Here is a 16,858-nt window from a genome sequence, read left to right as displayed (position 1 = left end):
TCTACTAGACCTGGACGGAGCTGTTGGAGCTGCCGGACTGCGTGTTCGACGAGCTCTCCTTCGAGTACTGCGACTGGAACGAGTCGTAGCTCGACTTCGCCGCCTCACCCGCCGACTTCGCGTCGTCCGCCGCCTTCTCGACGGTCGAACCGGCCTGCTCCGCCTTGCGCGAAGCCTCCTCGGCCGCCTTGATGTCGGCATCGCTGCCGGACGCGAACGCCTTGGCGTTGGCCTCGGCCGCCGCCGCGTTGGCCGCCGTGAAGTCAACGTTCGCCTGCTCGTACTGGGCGTTCGCCTGCTTGGCCGCGTCGTTCTTCGACGACATGTCGTTCTCGGCGGAGGTGCGCGCCGGGTCGTCCGTGCCCGGGTTGTTGCGCTTGTACTCGTCGTACGCGGCCTTCGAGGCCTCGTCGGACGGCTTCGTCGCGTTCAACGCGTCGTTGCTGGACTTCGCCGCGTCGGCGACGTCCCGGCTCTCGTCGGCAACCTTCTCGGCCGCGCGCGCCGCCTCGGCACGCGCCGCGTCCGCGTCCACCTTGGCCGCCTCGAACTTGGCGTTCGCGGCGTCGAACCCGGCCTGGTCGCCACGCGCGGCGGCGGCTTCGGCCTCCTTGGCGAACGCGCTGGCCCGGTCGTTGGCGTCGCTCGCCTTCTGGGAGGCCGCGTTCAGCCCCTCGTTGGCCTTGGCGGCTTCCTCGGAGGCCTTGGTCTCGGCCTCCTTGGCCTGGGTGTACTTCTCGTTGGCTTCCTTGGCCTTGCTGTTGGCGTCGGTGACCTTGTCGTTCTGCGCGTCGGTGGCCAGCGCCTCGTCGATCTTGCGGTCGACGCCCTTCTGCGCCTTCCACGACTCGTAGCCGACCTCGGCCACGTCGGCGACGTTCTCGAACCGGTTCCAGCCTTTGCCGACCTTCTCGGTGATCTCGTCCAGGTTCTTGATCCGGCCCATCTGCCGGGCCAGGGCGGCGGTCAGCCGGGCGATCCGGGACGAGATGTTCACGCCCAGCGCCACGGCCTTGCCGGTCGCGAAGCCGATGTACGCCACGACCGAGGCGCCGAAGGTGATGAACGCACTCGCGGCGGCGATCAGGGCGCCCGCCAGCAGGGAGCCGAGCAGCTGGGCGATCAGGTCGCGCACGATGTCGCGCAGCACCGACACCAGCACACCGCAGATGGCGACGATCTTGGCCTTCTGCTCGACCGCGTTGGCCAGCGAGTCCAGCTCCTGGCCCAGCGAGTCCATGTTGACCTTGAACGCCTCGGACGACGCGCCGCTCCACCCGTCGAACGTGACCAGGCCACGCCGGTGGTCCTCGGCCAGCACCCGCAGCTCGGCGGCCTGCGCCTTGGTCGCCTCGACGTTGGCTTCGATCTCGTCCGGGTCGCCCATCAGCTGGTCGAGCGGTTCCTTGAGGAACGACACGTGCTCGATGAGCCAGCCGATGCCCGCGCCGAGGATCGTGCCGAACGGGTCGACCGCGAGCATCGCCATGGACGACGCCGTGCCGATGGCGGCGAACGTGATGTCCAGCGCCTTCTCGGTCTCGGTCTCCGCGTCCTTGCCGATCGTGGTGATCATCTCGTCCCAGGCCGAGATGAACATGGAGCCCTTGAACTTGTTCTTCTCGGTGATCTCCATGCCCGGAGGCGAGGAGATCGGGGTATCGGGGGCGGTCATCGCTCAGGCTCTCCTCGTCACCAGGGCTGGTTTTCGTCGTCCTCGTCGTCGCCCGGACGCTTACCGCGCACCGGCCGCGACGGCATCTGCATCTGCGTGCTCGGCTGCGGCACGGCGGGGCGGACGGGTTCCGGCACGGGTTCGGTGTAGTACTCCGCGTAGGCGCGGCCGCCGTCGTCGGGCTGCTCGTCGTCGGACTGCTCGTCGTCCGGGATGGCGTCGCTGACCATCCGCATGGCGTCGGTGCCCTCACCGAGCGGCTCGAACGCGGCCATCACCTTCTGCGCGGCCTGCTTCTGCGCGACCTTGGCCGTCTGCATGATCAGGGCGGTGAGGCGGGCGGAGCCGAGTTCGGTGGCGCGGTGGCCGAGCTGGATGTTCAGCAGTCCGCCGTTGGGGCCGACCGTGATGGTCACCGCTCCGTCCGGGCTGGATGCCGTGGCCTGGGAGTTCTCGAAGTTCTCCTGGAGGTCGGCCGACTTCTTCTGGAGATCGGCCAGCTTGGCCTCGAAGTTGTCGAGCCACTGCTGGGGGTCCAAAGGTCTCAACCTCCTGGGATGGATACCGGTGCAGGCTGGAGTGCAACGGACGCCGCCAACGCCGGCCCAACGCCTCACCAACGGGTAGAGCCTGCGGGCATCCGAATCCTTTGATGTCGCATTCCCGAAACGGCCACGTCACCCGGTTCACGTATTGACGGCGGGTAACCGACTACGACAGCGCGAGATCAGTGGATCACTACGAGTGGCGGAGTCGCCCGATGGCACCAACGATTAGGTCACGGCGGACCGGTACGTGCGCGGGTGTCATTACTACGGGGTACGGTTCGCCACTCGGAAGCCCTGACGCCTGTCGTCGGGATTTGTCTGCTCCTAGATGAGCAGGAGGGAGACGAGCCGTGCGTCGTCGAATGCGTGGCCTCGCGGTAGGCGCGATCGCGCTGACCAGCGTTCTGTCGATGGCCGCCTGTGCCAAGGACACCGGGCCCACCAGCCCCGGATCGACCAACACCGCCGGGGGCTGCAAGCTGGCTGACAAGCCGGCGGCCGCCGCCGCGACCTCCAGCACCACCGCGTCGGACGAGAAGGTCGACGGCAGTGCCCTCAAGGTCGGCCTGGCCTACGACATCGGCGGTCGTGGCGACGCGTCGTTCAACGACTCCGCCGCGGCGGGCCTCGACAAGGCCAAGAGCGACCTGGGCATCAAGCCGGAGAACCTGAAGGAGCTGACCGCCGCCCCGAACGAGCCGGAGGACGCGAAGCTCACCCGGCTGCGCCAGCTCGCGGGCGAGGGCTTCAACCCGATCATCGGTGTCGGCTTCGCCTACGCCGAGTCGCTGGCGGTCGTCGCGCCCGAGTTCCCGAACGTCAAGTTCGCCATCGTCGACGGTGCGGTCGAGGGCGCGGCGAACGTGACGCCGCTGGTCTTCGCCGAGGAGCAGGGCTCCTTCCTGGCCGGCGTCATCGCCGCCTACCAGTCCAAGGCCTGCCACGTCGGCTTCGTCGGCGGCGTGGAGATCCCGCTGATCCAGAAGTTCGACGCGGGCTTCGCCCAGGGCGCCAAGACGGCCGCCCCGGACATCAAGATCGAGAAGAAGTACCTGACCCCGGCGGGCGACTTCACCGGTTTCCAGGACCCGACCAAGGGCCAGGAGGCCGCGACCGGCCAGATCGAGTCCGGCGCGGACGTGCTCTACCACGCCGCGGGCGCCTCGGGTAAGGGCGTGTTCTCCGCCGCGAAGACGGCCGGCGTGAAGGCCATCGGCGTCGACTCCGACCAGTACCTGCAGAAGACGGTCGAGGAGTCGAAGGACGTCATCGTCTCGTCCATGCTCAAGCGCGTGGACGTGGCGGTGTACGACTTCGTGAAGGCCGTCGCCAAGAACGACCTGGCCAGCCTGCCGAAGGTGTTCGACCTGTCCGTGGACGGTGTCGGCTACGCCACCTCGGGCGGCAAGATCGACGACAGCCTGAAGAGCGTCCTCGAGGGCTACAAGGCCCAGATCATCGAGGGCAAGATCAAGGTCACCGACAAGCCGTAGTCCTATCCGGCCTCCGGCGCACTGGGCCCTGCGAGCACCCTCGCGGGGCCCAGTGCGTGGTTAGCCCCGGCGCAGCCGGAGATCAGACGGAGCTTCCATGAGCACTACCACCCCTGCCGTCGTCCTGTCGGGCATCACCAAGCGCTTCCCGGGTGTCGTCGCCAACAGCGACGTGCACCTCAGCGTCCAGGTCGGCGAAGTGCACGCGCTGTGCGGTGAGAACGGCGCGGGCAAGTCCACCCTGATGAAGATCCTGTACGGGATGCAGCAGCCCGACGAGGGCACCATCGAGGTGGCGGGCAAGCAGGTCCGGTTCCGCACCCCGGCCGACGCGATCAAGGCCGGCATCGGCATGGTGCACCAGCACTTCATGCTCGCCGACAACCTGACCGTGCAGGAGAACGTCGTGCTCGGCGCGGAGTCGCTGCACGGCATCGGCGGCAAGGCGCGCAAGCGCATCCTGGAGCTGGCGCAGGCCACCGGCCTGACCGTCGACCCCGGTGTGCTGGTCGAACGCCTCGGCGTGGCCGACCGGCAGCGCGTCGAGATCCTCAAGGTCCTCTACCGCGGCGCCAAGGTGATCATCCTGGACGAGCCGACCGCGGTGCTCGTGCCCCAAGAGGTGGACGAGCTGTTCACCACCCTGCGCGGGATGCAGGAGCAGGGCTTCACCTTCCTGTTCATCTCGCACAAGCTCGACGAGGTGCGCGCGATCGCGGACGCCGTCACGATCATCCGCCGCGGCACCACGGTCGGCACCGCGGACCCCAAGGCGGTCAGCTCGCGCCAGTTGGCCGAGATGATGGTCGGCAGCGAGCTGCCCAGCCCGGAGACCCGCGAGTCCACCGTCACCGACCGCGTGGTGCTGAAGGTGGAGAACCTGGGCCTGGTCGCGGCCGAAGGCACCCGACCGGTGCTCGACGACATCGACCTGGTGGTGCGGGCGGGCGAGATCGTCGGCATCGCGGGCGTCGAGGGCAACGGCCAGACCGAGCTGGTCGAGGCCATCATGGGCATCCGCAAGGCGCACCACGGTCGCGTGCTGCTCGCCGACCGGGACCTCACCAAGCTGGGCACGTTGGCGCGGCGCGAGGCGGGCATCGGCTACATCCCCGAGGACCGGCACCGCCAGGGCCTGCTGCTCGAACAGCCGCTGTGGGCCAACCGCATCCTCGGCTACCAGACCCGCCGCCCGGTGTCGAAGGGCCAGTGGCTGGACCTCGCGGGCGCGAAGAAGGACACGACGCGCATCGTCGAGGAGTTCGACGTGCGCACGCCGGGCATCGACGTGGCCGCCGTCGCGCTGTCCGGCGGCAACCAGCAGAAACTCGTGGTGGGCCGGGAGCTGTCCGGTGACCCGGTGCTGCTCATCGCGTCGCACCCGACCCGCGGCGTGGACGTCGGCGCGCAGGCGTTGATCTGGGACGAGATCAAGAACGCCCGCGCCCGCGGCCTGGCCGTGCTGCTGATCTCGGCGGACCTGGACGAGCTGATCGGCCTGTCCGACACCATCCGGGTGATGCTGCGCGGTCGGCTGGTCGCGGACGCCGACCCGGCCACGGTCACCCCGGAAGACCTCGGCAGTGCCATGACCGGCGCGGGCGCCACGAGCGCCGCCGTCGCCGAGCACGCCCCGGGCGCCTCGAAGGCCTCGGACCAGGCGTCGGAATCGGAAGGCGAGTAATGGGAATCTTGCGCGGCAAACTGCTGCCGCCCGTGCTGGCGATCCTGTTCTCCGCCCTGCTGTGCGGTATCGCCCTGGTGGTGTCCGGCGCGAACCCGCTGCGGGCGTTCGGGGTGATGTTGGGGCAGGTCGGTCAGGGCACCACCGCGGTCGACATCATCAACAGCACCGGCACGTACTACATCGCGGCGCTCGCGGTGGCGATCGGGTTCCAGATGAACCTGTTCAACATCGGCGTCGAGGGCCAGTACCGGGTCGCGGCGGTCGTCGCGGCCGTGGTCGGCGGCTCCATCGTGCTGCCGCCCGGCCTGCACGCCCTGGTGATCATCCTGACGGCCGCGGTCGCGGGCGCCCTGTGGGCGGCGATCCCGGCGATCCTGAAGGTGACCCGCGGCGTCAACGAGGTCATCTCGACGATCATGATGAACGGCCTGGCGCTCGGGCTCGCGGCCTACCTGATCGGCGCGGACGTGTTCGGCGAGCTGCGCGGCAACAACATCCGCACCCCGGAGATCCCGCACAGCGGCTGGGTGCCCGGCATTTCGTTCGGCTCGTCCGGCACGGTGTTCGGCCTGGTGTTCCTGGCGGCGCTGCTGGGTATCGGCTACTGGGTGATGATGAACCGCACCCGGTTCGGCTTCGAACTGCGCGCGTCCGGCGAATCGGCCACGGCCGCCGCCGCGGGTGGCGTGAACGCCAAGAAGATGGTGCTGATCGCGATGCTGCTCTCCGGTGGCATCGCCGGTCTGGTGTCGATGCCCGAGATCCTGGGCCGTGACCACACCTACAACCTGAACTTCCCGGCCGGTATCGGGTTCTCCGGGATCGCGATCGCGTTGTTGGGTCGCAACCACCCGGGCGGTATCGCGTTCGGCGCGTTGTTGTGGGCGTTCCTGGACAAGTCGGGCCTCGCGTTGGACAACGTGGGCGTGCCGCGGGAAATCGTGACGATCATGCAGGGGGCGATCGTGCTGTCGGTCGTCGTCGCGTACGAGGTGGTCCGCCGGTTCGAACTGGCCGCGCAACAGCGGCAGGTCGGCCGGCAGCTCGGGACGGTGGATGCGGCATGAGTACTTCGTTGATGAATCCCGCCGAGGCTCCGCTGGCGGTTCCGCCTCCGCGCAAGACGCGTCGGATTCCGGGGTGGGCCGTCGGCGCGCTCGGTGTGGCCGGCGCGGTGGTGCTGTTGTCCACCACGTCGTACCTGACCGGTGTGCCGCAGCTGACGTCCACCGGCACCATCCAGACCGCGGTGCGGCTGGCGTTGCCGATCCTGCTGGCCGCGTTGGGCGGCCTGTGGGCGGAACGCGCGGGCGTGGTGAACATCGGCCTCGAAGGCATGATGATCATGGGCACGTGGGGCGCGGCGTGGGCCGGGTACCAGTGGGGCCCGTGGGCGGCGCTCGTCTCGGCCGCCGTGTTCGGCGCGCTGGGCGGGTTGCTGCACGCGATCGCGACCGTGACGTTCGGCGTGAACCACATCGTGTCCGGTGTGGCGATCAACCTGCTCGGGGCCGGGGTCACCAAGTACCTGTCCACGTTGATCTTCTTCCCGCTGTCGAACAACCCGCGCGAGTCGCCCGCGGTGCCGAAGTTCGACACGTACTCCGCCGGCGGGCTGTCGGAGTGGCTCGGCGAGTTGGAGGCGCAGCAGCGGGTCGGCCTGTCCGACGTCGCCGGCATCCTGCGCGGCCTGGTCACCGGGGTGTCGCCGTTGACGATGCTGGCCATCCTGCTGGTGATCGGCAGCTACCTGGTGCTGTGGCGGACCCGGTTCGGGTTGCGGCTGCGGTCGTGCGGCGAGAACCCGGTGGCCGCGGAGTCGCTGGGCGTCAACGTCTACCTGTACAAGTACGTCGCGGTGATCTCCTCCGGCGCGCTGGCCGGTATCGGCGGCGCCGCGCTGGTGCTCAACCCCGGTCAGCCCGGTTACCTGGAGGGGCAGACCAACGGGCGCGGGTTCATCGGTCTGGCCGCGATGATCTTCGGCAACTGGCGGCCCGGTGGGCTGCTGGGCGGCGCGGCCCTGTTCGGGTACGCCGACGGGTTGCAGCTGCGGTCCGGTGGCAAGACGTTCCTGGCCCTGATCTACGGCGCGGTGCTGCTGCTGGCCGTGATCGTGATCTGGCAGCTGGTTCGCCGTCGCTGGTTCGCCGCCGCGTTCGGGATCGTGGCCGCCGGTCTTCTGTACGCGGTGTACTACTCGGTGGACGAGGTGCCGAGCGAGCTGACCACGTACGCGCCGCACCTGGTGACGTTGATCGTGCTCGCGGTCGCGTCCCAACGATTGCGCATGCCCGCGGCGGATGGCGTGGTGTACCGCCGTGGTTGATGTCGTGGTCGACTGGGAGCTGCTGCGTGCCAAGGCGGTCGAAGCGGCTCAGGCCGCCTACTGCCCGTACTCCGGGTTGCGGGTGGGTGCGGCGGCGGTGTGCGACGACGGGCGGATCGTGGTCGGGTGCAACGTCGAGAACGCCGCCTACGGCGTCGGGCTGTGCGCCGAGTGCACGTTGGCCGGTCAGTTCTTCCTGACCGGTGGCGGGAAGCTGGTCGCGCTGGCGTGCCGGAGCGGTACGGGTGAGCTGCTGATGCCGTGCGGGCGCTGCCGTCAGGTGATCTACGAGTTGGGCGGTGGGGCGTGCCTGATCGACACGCCCGCCGGGGTGCGACCGATGACCTCGGTGCTGCCCGACGCTTTCGGGCCGGAGGACCTGCCGTGAGCCATACCGCTGTGGACGTGATCCGGGCCAAGCGCGACGGTTTCCGGCTGTCGGATTCCCAGATCGACTGGGTGGTCGACGCCTACACCCACGGGGTGGTGGCCGACGAGCAGATGTCGGCGTTGGCCATGGCGATCTTTCTGAACGGCATGGACTCCGCCGAGACGGCTCGGTGGACGCGGGCCATGGTGCTCTCCGGTGAACAGCTGACGCTGGACGTCGGCCGGCCCACCGTGGACAAGCACTCGACGGGCGGGGTGGGCGACAAGATCACCCTCCCGTTGGCCCCGCTGGTGGCGGCTTGCGGTGCGGCGGTGCCCCAGTTGTCCGGGCGCGGGCTCGGGCACACCGGGGGGACGCTGGACAAGCTGGAGTCCATCCCGGGGTGGCGGGCGCAGCTGTCGGTGGACGAGGTGACGTCGCAGTTGCGGTCCGTCGGGGCGGTGATCTGCGCGGCCACCTCCGGTCTGGCGCCGGCGGACAAGAAGCTGTACGCGTTGCGCGACGTGACGGCGACCGTCGAGGCCATCCCGTTGATCGCGTCGTCGATCATGTCGAAGAAGATCGCCGAGGGCGCCGAGACGCTGGTGATGGACGTGAAGGTCGGCTCCGGGGCGTTCATGAAGTCGCTGGAGCAGGCCAGGGATCTGGCGGAGGCTCTGGTGTCGATCGGCGTGGACCACGGCCTGAAGATCAGTGCGCTGTTGACGGACATGTCCGTGCCGTTGGGGCGGGCGGTCGGCAACGCGGTCGAGGTCGCCGAGTCGGTCGAGGTCCTGCGCGGTGGCGGACCGGCGGACGTGGTGGAGCTGACGGTGGCGCTGGCGGAGGAAATGCTGTCCCGTGCCGGCATCTCCGCTTCCCCTGCGGCGGTCTTGGCGTCCGGTGAGGCGTACGAGACGTGGGCGCGGATGATCCGTGCCCAGGGCGGTGACCCGGACGCTCCTCTCCCGGTGGGCCGGCACAAACACGTCGTCACCGCTCCCGAGGACGGCTACCTGACCGAGCTGGACGCCTACGCGGTAGGTGTAGCGGCATGGCGCCTGGGCGCCGGCCGTGCCCGCAAGGAAGACCCGGTACAGGCCGGCGCCGGAATCCTGTGCCTGGCCAAGCCCGGCGACCAGGTGACCAAGGGCCAGCCGTTGCTGGAGCTCTACACCGACACCCCGGACGCCATCCCCTCCGCCCTCGACACCCTGGCCGGCGGCTACGCGGTAGGCGAAGCCCCGCCGACCCGCGGCCCCCTGGTCATCGAGACCATCCGAGGCTGAGCTCTCCCACCGGAATTGTCAGACCCTGCCGGCAGAATAAAAACAGGGGTCCCCTGGCGGGGACGGCTGCGAAGCATGCGTGGGCACATCGCGAACGTGCCGGTGGGGCAGCGCGAACCTGCCGGTCGAATACCTTGGGATCGGGCGGTCATCGAGTTCGGCGAGGTGTGGCCGGCGGATTCGACGACCGCCCGGGGATGACTCGTGAAGCGCGAAAAGGCCCGGTCCGCGGGAAGCGGGCCGGGCCTTTCGGTGTACGTGTGGCGTACGTGATCAGGCGCCTTCGGCGGCCAGGTCTTCGTCGTCCACGTTGCGGTTGTCGCTCGGCTTCGGGCCGTTCTTCCGGGTCCGGCGCTGCGGCCGGGGGAGTGCGGTGGGGGGCGGGGGCGGGGTGGGGGAGCCGCCGCCGAGGATGAGTTCGGCGAAGGTGGCCATGGCCTCGTCCAGCTGGCCGCCGATGCGCTGCTCGGACTCCTGGTTGCTCTTGCGCACCAGGCCGGTGAGCGACTCGGTGTCGGGCCTCGTGGCCAGGGTGCCCTCGACCTTGGCGATGCCCTGCTCCACCACGCCGGACAGCTCGCCGAGGCGGGCCGCGAAGTCGTCCTCCACCGAGTCCAGGCGCGTGGTCATGGTGTCGAGGCGGGAGGTGACCTGCTCCAGGCGCTGCGCCAGCGCCTCCAAGCGGTCGGTCGCGTCGACCTGGTCGCGGGTCTCGTCCAGCGCCGCGTGCAGCGCCTCGCGGGCCTCGTCCAGCTTTCCGTTCATCGTGCTGCGGGTGTCCGCCAACGACGCGGCGAGCGAGTCGCGGGTCTCGGTGAGCGACGAGTGCAGCCCGTCCCGCGTGCTGTTGAGGTTGTCGCGGGTCTCGTCCAGCCTGCCGTGCAGGTTGTTGGTCGAGTCCGTCACCGAACGCTGCAACGCCTCACGCGTGCCGTCCAGGTGCTCGTGGACGCCCTCGTCCACCTCGTCCAGGCGACCGCGCAGCGCGGCCTCCAACGCCTCGATGCGCTCGCGCAGCGGCCCCGTCACCGCGCCCGGCACCTGCTCGACCTTGCCGTCCTGCTTGTCCAGGTGACCGTCGAGGTCGTCGAGCCGCTTGTGGATGTGGGAGAGCTTGTCCTCCAGCCCGTCCATCCGCCCGGCGACGCCCTCGAACCGGCCCGCCACCCCGTCGAGCCGACCGTCGAGCTGCGCGAACGGCTTGGCCAGCTTGTCGACCAGGCCTTCGACGGCCCGCCCGATGCCCTGGACCGCGTTGTCCTGCGCCTCCAGCCTGGACAGCGCCTCGTCCAGCCGCTCGGCCAGCACGCTGACCTCGGTCCGGTCGGGCAGCTCGGACAGGCGCTTGCGAACCGAACCCAGCGACTCGAGCGGGGACATCCGCGCGTGGATCTCGTCCAGTGCGTCGAAGATCTGCTGCTGCTCGCTCTCACGGATCTCCGCGGCGCGCGTGAGCATGTTGCGCATCCGATCGAAGGACATCGTGGAGTTGTTGTTCTCGTTCACGGCTCGGGTGCCTTCGTCCAGGGGAGGGGAGACCTCCGGGAGCCTAACCAGGTTGGAGCGGCGGGCAGTAGCACCCCCCGGAGGGGACCGCCTGTATCGGCCTTGCGTGTACTCCGTTGGAGTGACACCGGCCGACCCTACCCCAACGTAACCCCCAGCGCGCCTATGACTGCGCCTGGTAAGCATCCGCCGTGTGAGTGACTAAAGCCCGGTTGCCGGTAGCGGAAAGTTCTGCATCACGACTGCACAACGGCGAAAGCCGCACCCAAGAGAGTGGTTCCGGACACGCCAGGTAACTCGGAGGTGATCATACCCGAACAAGATCATTCGCGCACGGACCGACACGGCGTGTCACCGGTATACGGTGACGCCCATGCCGACCCCGCTTAACCAGGAGGCCCTCCGCAGCGCGCCCAAGGTGTTGCTGCACGACCACCTCGACGGTGGCCTCCGCCCTCAGACGGTGATCGAACTCGCCGAAGCCTGCGGCCACCAGGGCCTGCCCACGACGGACCCCGTCGCGCTCGGCGCGTGGTTCCGCGACAACGCCAACTCCGGCTCGCTGGTCCGCTACCTCGAAGGCTTCGCGCACACCTGCGGCGTCATGCAGGACGAGGCCGCGCTGGTGCGCGTCGCCTCCGAAGCCGTGCAGGACCTCGCCGCCGACGGCGTGGTCTACGCCGAGATCCGCTACGCCCCCGAGCTGTTCACCGACAAGGGCCTGACCATGGAGCAGGCCATCGAGGCGGTGCAGGAGGGCTTCCGCCAGGGTGAGGCCGCGTCCGACGGCCGCATCAAGGTCGGCACGCTGCTGTGCGCGATGCGCCAGAACGACGGCTGGCAGCGCATCGCGGACCTGGTGGTCCGCTACCGGGAGGCGGGCGTGGTCGGCTTCGACATCGCGGGCCCCGAGGCCGGGTTCCCGCCCAGCAAGGAGCTGTCCGCGTTCGAGTACCTGCGGCAGCAGAACGCGCACTTCACCATCCACGCCGCCGAAGCGGCGGGCGCCGAGTCGGCCTGGGAGGCCGTGCAGCTCGCGGGCGCCGAGCGGCTGGGCCACGGCGTGCGGCTGGCCGAGGACATCAAGGGCAACGAGGTCGGGCAGCTCGCCGCGTACGTGCGGGACCGGCGCATCGCGCTGGAGATGTGCCCGACGTCGAACGTGCACACCGGCGCGGTGGCGTCGCTGGCCGAGCACCCGATCAAGCGGATGGCCGACCTGGGCTTCCGGGTCACCGTCAACACCGACAACCGGCTGATGAGCCAGGTGTCGATGACCGGCGAGTTCGCCACCGTGGTCGAGCACTTCGGCTTCGGCTGGGACGACCTGCGCAAGTTCACCGTCAACGCCGCCAAGGCCGCGTTCATCTCGCACGACGAGCGCCGCGCCCTGATCCAGGACGTGATCGAGCCCGCGTACGCCGCACTCCAGAAGTAGGCCTCACAACGCGAAGGTCGCGGGCTCCGACCGGGGCCCGCGACCTTCGACGTTTCACCGACTCGATTTCACCGGACGGCTAGTGGACCTTGAGCCGGTCCTCGAACGCCGCCACCAGGTTCCGCCACGCCACCTGCTCGTCGTCGAACGGCGGGCTGGGCGCCAGGCGGGTGGGGTCGGGCTTGAGCACGTACGACACCAGCCACCCCAGCCGCTCGGACTGGTTGAGCGCCACCTTCACGGTGTCGTCGTGGGCCCACTCGCCCGCGTCCTCCAGCAGCTCCACCACCAGGTCCAGCTGCGTCGGGTCCACCCCGTCCGGGCCGTCGGCGATGTCCTCGTCCAGGCCGGTGAGCACGTAGACGTTGTCCGGGTCGACCTGGACCTCCAGGTCACCGCCGGTCGCCTTGGTGACCAGCTCGCCCCAGGTCGACACCTCGGCCAGGTCGTTGTCGTCGGCCTCGACGATGAACCGGGCCAACGCGCGCGGCGAGCCGAACACGTCGATCTTGCCCTTGCGGCCGAGGAACACCGGCTGGTCGTCCAGGTAGCAGCGCAGCGTGTAGTACTCGCCCGCGCCACTGATGATCTTGATCGGGTCGATGCCGACCTCGCCCCAGAACCCGACCGGCTCCTCGTCGTCGTCCTCGTCGGACTCGGCCCTGGCGTCCGCCGCGAGTGCGTTGGCCTCCTCGAACGCGGCCAACTCGTCCTGCGCCGCCTTCAGCGCGGTCTCGTCGACCTCCGGCGTGGTCACGACCTCGTCGATCGCGTCCAGCACCTCGTCCCACTTCTCGGCGACGACCTCGGAGATCTCGGTCCACAGCGCCTGGCCCTCGCGGCCGGTGAACGGCAGCGTGCCCTGCGGCAGCAGCGCGAAGCCCTCCGCCGAGTCCAGGATCTCGTGCACCTTCTCCAGGTCGCACACGTCCGCCAGCGACCGCACGATCGACACCACGTCGGCCAGCTCGCCGATGACCCAGGTGTCGGGCTCCTCGGCGACCAGCTCCGGCACACCGACCAGGTCGAACTGGTGGTTGTCGTCGGGCGACAGCTCACCGACCGACAGCGCCGGCACCACGTGCCACGCCGGGTGGTCGGTCAGGTCGTGCTCTTCGGCCTTGCGCACGAACGCCGCCAGGTGCGCGGCATCCGGGAAGGCGTACAGGTCCTCCTCGTGGCCGAGGAATGCCTCCCACTCCTCGCCCTCTTCCCGCCAGCGCGGAGCCCACAGGGTGACCACATCACCCTGAGTGAGCCCCAGCTCGATCGGGACGATGTCCTGTGCCATCCGACCTCCCGGTCACGCCATGCCCCTTTGCGATGCGGGGGCAAGACTACGGGGTCGATCAGGCACTACTGCCGTTGACCACGGAAAGGGTCGGCGAAGTAGTCGTCGTCGTCCGTTTCCTGTGGTTCCGGGCGTGGTGCGGGTCGGTTCGGTCGCTGCCCGGCCCACGGTGGCGGCGGCGGTCCGGCGGGCGGCGTGGCGGTCCGCGGCTGCCCTCCGGACCGCTCCCCATCGGCCCAAGCCTGCTCGCCGGACTGCCGGTGCGCGACCGGAGCCGCCGTGGGCCGCGCTGGGCCCGCGAAGGGCTCGACCGCCGGTGCGGTCTTGAGGGGCGGCGGGCCGGCGAACGCCTCCACCGCCATGGCCATGCTGTCGCCCAACGACTTCGCCAGCTCGTTGTAGCTCTTCTGCACGGCCGCGTCCGTCGCCAGCCGCGCCGTCTCCACGACCAGCCTGCCGACCACGTCCGGGCCCTGCGCCAACGCGTTGGGGTGCAGGTCGAGCGCCTTCAGCTCACCCGTGGCGGTCGCGGTGGCGCGGGCCAGACCGGTGGGGTGCTCGGCCGCGCCGGTCGTGCGGGCCAGCACCTCGGTCAGGCCCTCGGCCGCCGCGAGTCGTTGTTCCTGCGTCACCGCGAACCCCTCAGGTACGAGCCGTCGAAGTCGTCGTCGTCCGGACCGCGTTCGAAGCCGATCTCGCTCAACGCCCGCACCGCCGCCGGATCGGCCACGCGCTCCAGCGTCCGGTGCATCCGCGAGGATGCGTCACGGGCGGCGCGTGCCGACACGCGCAGGATCTCGTCCGCCAACGCCCTCGGCCCCATGTTCAACGCCGCCGGCGCGATCCGCACCTCCTGCGGCGGGCCGCCGGGCACGGCGACGACCGTGACCGCGCCGTCCGGGGACGACGCCCGGCCGAGCACCGGTCCGGTGCGCGCCACGTGCTCGGAAACCTGCCGCTCGGTGTCCGCGACCCGTTGGGCCGCCCGCTGCGTCTCGTCCACGCCCTCAGCCCGTCGGTCGGTAGAAGCCCATGAAACCCATGCCGCTGTTGCTCGTGCGGATCGCGCCCACCTGCACCGGGTCGCCCGCCTCCACCATCTGCCCGTTGCCGATCACCATCGCCACGTGCCCGTCCCACACCACCAGGTCACCGGGCAGCAGCTGATCGGCCGGCACCGACGCGCCCATCGCCTGCGACGACGCGGGCCGGGGGATGTCGAACCCGGCGCCGCCGTACGCCCATTGGGTCAGGCCGCTGCAGTCCGTGCCCTGCGGCGGGTTCGCGCCGCCCCACACGTACGGGGTACCCAAGGCGGACAACGCGTTGCGCACCGCCCGTGCGGCGGTCTCGTTGGGCGCCTCGGCGGAGCTGCCGTCCGGCAGGTTCACGCCCACGCCGGTGCCGGGCTGCGGCGGGATGGCCACCGGCAGACGCGGGCCGACGGCACCGCCGCCTCCACCACCGCCCCCGCCGCCACTACCGCCGCCGCCTCCTCCGCCACCACCACTGCTACTGCCTCCGCTGCTGCCACCGGACGAAGAGGACTGGCTCCCGTCGTCGCCACTCGCGGACGAGGTCGAGGTGGTGCCACCGCTCTCCACACCCAACGGGGCGCCGAGCCCGGCGAAGTCCGGCTGCTGCAAACCCTGCAATTGGGTCACCACGGCGGTCAGCTCGGTGCGGACCCGCTCCAGCTCCTGGCCGGTCCTGCCCTCGTACTCACGGGCCTTGGCGGTCACCTCCGCCGCCACCGCGAGCACCGCGCCGATCCCGCCGAACACCCCGGCCGCCACGGCCGCCGCCAACCGGGGCCACGCCCAGCCGGTGAACTCGTCGATCAGACCCTGGATCGCGGTCTTGCCGGAGTCCACCGCGTTCACGGCCGTGGTGGCCGCCTGCTGAGTGGTCGTCGCGTTGCGCGCCAACGTGCCCACGCCACCGGAGAACGTCGAGACGCGGGCCTGGAACGCGTTCGCCTTCTCGCCGTACCAGTTGCCCAGCGCGGAGTTCGCCGCGCCGGTGTGCCTGCCGTCGATCTCGGTCAACGCCGAGGACGCCCGCCCGAACTTCTCCGCCGCGCCCGTCGCGCCACCGGTGTCGCCGTCGAGCTTGGCCAAGTGGTCCTTCATCGGCTGGACCAGAGCCGCCAGGAAGCCGCCGACGTCCACGTCAGACCTGGGCTGCCCGGTCGAGGTCGGCGCTGGTGCGCGCCTCCTGCTCGACGTACGCCTCGCCGGTCTTGCGGACCTCCGCGGCGAACGCCGACAACCCGGCCGACGCGGCGGCCACACCGTCCACTTGGGCCTGTGCCGCGCGCTGGAACGCCGCGCCCAACCCGACCTCGTCCCCGATCTTGCCGAAACTGCCCGCGGCCAACGACGTCGTGCCCGCCAACGTGGACGTGCCGACCGCGCCGACCTCGCTCGCCAGACCCGAAGCCGTGCTGCCGTACGCCGACAGCGCCGCGGTGTCGACGCCGAAACCCCGTTCCACCCTTGTCCCCCTCTTCGGGTCTCCCCTTTTTGGGGCCGTGCGACGGCGATCCTGCCCCATGCGCAACCGCACTGTGCGCCGTTCGGCCAGATCCTGCCCCAATGGGCGGTACCACGCGCGGTGTCGTCACCTGATCATGTGTCTGTGGGTGTTTTGCGCCATTGGGAACGGATTGTGGCGTGGCTCGACCACCACGCCCCCTTGACCGGATCGGCGTTCGTGCCCCCCGAGGACGGCGCCGCGGTCGAGGCGTTGGCGGCTGCGAGCGGGCTCGTGCCGCCCGACGACCTGCGTGCGTGGTGGGCCGTGTGCGGTGGGACCGCCGATTTGGCGTTCGCCGAGGTGCTGCCGCCGTTCTACACGCCGCTCGGACCGTCGAACGCGCTGCGGTCGTGGCGGCTCAAGGAGCGGTTCTGGCCGGCGGACCTCGACACGGAGGCGGGCACGCCGACGGTGGGCTTCCACCCGATGTGGCTGCCGATCGCGTTCGACGGGTGCGGTGACGCGTTGGCCGTCGACCTGCGGCCCGGCGTGCTGTCCGGCTGCATCGTCGAGTGGGACCGCGAGGCGGGCGAGATGCTCAAACCGGAGTGGACCAGCCTGGACGAGATGCTGGACCAGGTGGCCACGGCCCTGGAGCACCGCAGCCGACTCGGCCACTGCGAGCCGCTGGTCACCACCGACGGCCGCCTCGGCTGGTGCACCAACTGATCGGGTGACTGCCTTCGAACGGCCG

At 70.2% G+C, this 16,858-nt stretch carries 16 protein-coding genes; 8 read left to right on the top strand and 8 right to left on the bottom strand.

Annotation, left to right across the window (positions count from 1 at the left end; all coding sequences use genetic code 11):
• Window positions 1-4 precede the first annotated feature (4 nt).
• Both ALI22I_RS35915 and ALI22I_RS35910 read right to left on the bottom strand, forming a co-directional pair.
• Entirely contained in the window at window positions 5-1,675 is a 1,671-nt protein-coding gene (locus ALI22I_RS35915; protein WP_077009968.1) for a hypothetical protein, read from the bottom strand.
• Between the two features lie 17 nt (window positions 1,676-1,692).
• Entirely contained in the window at window positions 1,693-2,214 is a 522-nt protein-coding gene (locus ALI22I_RS35910) for a YbaB/EbfC family nucleoid-associated protein (protein ID WP_083752242.1), read from the bottom strand.
• Between the two features lie 371 nt (window positions 2,215-2,585).
• Here ALI22I_RS35910 and ALI22I_RS35905 point away from each other — a divergent pair, with 371 nt between their 5' ends.
• From ALI22I_RS35905 to ALI22I_RS35880, 6 genes are all read left to right on the top strand, one after another.
• Complete coding sequence (locus tag ALI22I_RS35905) at window positions 2,586-3,716, top strand: BMP family lipoprotein (RefSeq protein ID WP_077009967.1); 1,131 nt, start codon at window positions 2,586-2,588, stop codon at window positions 3,714-3,716.
• 97 nt (window positions 3,717-3,813) lie between these two features.
• On the top strand, window positions 3,814-5,400 hold the full coding sequence (locus ALI22I_RS35900) for an ABC transporter ATP-binding protein (protein WP_077009966.1): 1,587 nt from the start codon (window positions 3,814-3,816) through the stop codon (window positions 5,398-5,400).
• The gene (locus tag ALI22I_RS35895) at window positions 5,400-6,470 is read left to right on the top strand and encodes an ABC transporter permease (protein ID WP_077009965.1); all 1,071 of its coding nucleotides are present in this window, start codon (window positions 5,400-5,402) and stop codon (window positions 6,468-6,470) included. Before ALI22I_RS35900 ends, ALI22I_RS35895 begins: the two co-directional genes overlap by 1 nt.
• On the top strand, window positions 6,467-7,732 hold the full coding sequence (locus ALI22I_RS35890) for an ABC transporter permease (protein WP_077009964.1): 1,266 nt from the start codon (window positions 6,467-6,469) through the stop codon (window positions 7,730-7,732). Before ALI22I_RS35895 ends, ALI22I_RS35890 begins: the two co-directional genes overlap by 4 nt.
• Window positions 7,725-8,120, top strand: coding sequence for a cytidine deaminase (locus tag ALI22I_RS35885; RefSeq protein ID WP_077009963.1), 396 nt, complete (start codon window positions 7,725-7,727; stop codon window positions 8,118-8,120). The genes ALI22I_RS35890 and ALI22I_RS35885 overlap by 8 nt, the downstream gene beginning before the upstream one ends.
• On the top strand, window positions 8,117-9,391 hold the full coding sequence (locus ALI22I_RS35880; RefSeq protein WP_077009962.1) for a thymidine phosphorylase: 1,275 nt from the start codon (window positions 8,117-8,119) through the stop codon (window positions 9,389-9,391). Before ALI22I_RS35885 ends, ALI22I_RS35880 begins: the two co-directional genes overlap by 4 nt.
• A 273-nt stretch (window positions 9,392-9,664) precedes the next feature.
• Here the strand turns inward: ALI22I_RS35880 and ALI22I_RS35875 are convergent, their stop codons facing one another.
• Window positions 9,665-10,858: a hypothetical protein gene (locus ALI22I_RS35875; protein ID WP_077010178.1), complete on the bottom strand. Its 1,194-nt coding sequence runs from the start codon at window positions 10,856-10,858 to the stop codon at window positions 9,665-9,667.
• 412 nt (window positions 10,859-11,270) lie between these two features.
• Between ALI22I_RS35875 and ALI22I_RS35870 the strand changes: the two genes are divergently transcribed.
• The gene (locus ALI22I_RS35870; RefSeq protein ID WP_077009961.1) at window positions 11,271-12,335 is read left to right on the top strand and encodes an adenosine deaminase; all 1,065 of its coding nucleotides are present in this window, start codon (window positions 11,271-11,273) and stop codon (window positions 12,333-12,335) included.
• A 79-nt stretch (window positions 12,336-12,414) separates the two neighbouring features.
• Here ALI22I_RS35870 and ALI22I_RS35865 read toward each other — a convergent pair whose 3' ends face one another.
• From ALI22I_RS35865 to ALI22I_RS51465, 5 genes are all read right to left on the bottom strand, one after another.
• Window positions 12,415-13,626, bottom strand: coding sequence for a primosomal protein (locus tag ALI22I_RS35865; protein WP_077009960.1), 1,212 nt, complete (start codon window positions 13,624-13,626; stop codon window positions 12,415-12,417).
• Between the two features lie 65 nt (window positions 13,627-13,691).
• Window positions 13,692-14,258 (bottom strand): YbaB/EbfC family nucleoid-associated protein, encoded by a 567-nt coding sequence (locus tag ALI22I_RS35860; protein WP_077009959.1) that lies wholly within the window; start codon window positions 14,256-14,258, stop codon window positions 13,692-13,694.
• Window positions 14,255-14,629 carry a YbaB/EbfC family nucleoid-associated protein gene (locus tag ALI22I_RS35855; RefSeq protein WP_077009958.1) on the bottom strand — a complete coding sequence of 125 codons (375 nt, stop codon included), beginning with the start codon at window positions 14,627-14,629 and terminating at the stop codon, window positions 14,255-14,257. The genes ALI22I_RS35860 and ALI22I_RS35855 overlap by 4 nt, the downstream gene beginning before the upstream one ends.
• Window positions 14,630-14,633: 4 nt before the next feature.
• Window positions 14,634-15,797 carry a C40 family peptidase gene (locus tag ALI22I_RS35850; RefSeq protein ID WP_077009957.1) on the bottom strand — a complete coding sequence of 388 codons (1,164 nt, stop codon included), beginning with the start codon at window positions 15,795-15,797 and terminating at the stop codon, window positions 14,634-14,636.
• 1 nt (window position 15,798) lies between these two features.
• A complete protein-coding gene (locus ALI22I_RS51465) occupies window positions 15,799-16,122 on the bottom strand; it encodes a hypothetical protein (RefSeq protein WP_238598735.1) in 324 nt (107 codons plus the stop codon).
• A 201-nt stretch (window positions 16,123-16,323) separates the two neighbouring features.
• Between ALI22I_RS51465 and ALI22I_RS51460 the strand changes: the two genes are divergently transcribed.
• Entirely contained in the window at window positions 16,324-16,833 is a 510-nt protein-coding gene (locus ALI22I_RS51460; protein WP_179118470.1) for an SMI1/KNR4 family protein, read from the top strand.
• Window positions 16,834-16,858: the final 25 nt, after the last annotated feature.

It is taken from the genome of Saccharothrix sp. ALI-22-I, from assembly GCF_001984175.1.
Lineage (GTDB): Bacteria > Actinomycetota > Actinomycetes > Mycobacteriales > Pseudonocardiaceae > Actinosynnema.
The sequence above is the reverse complement of the archived record's forward strand: the minus strand, read 5'-3'. Positions and strand labels throughout refer to the sequence as shown.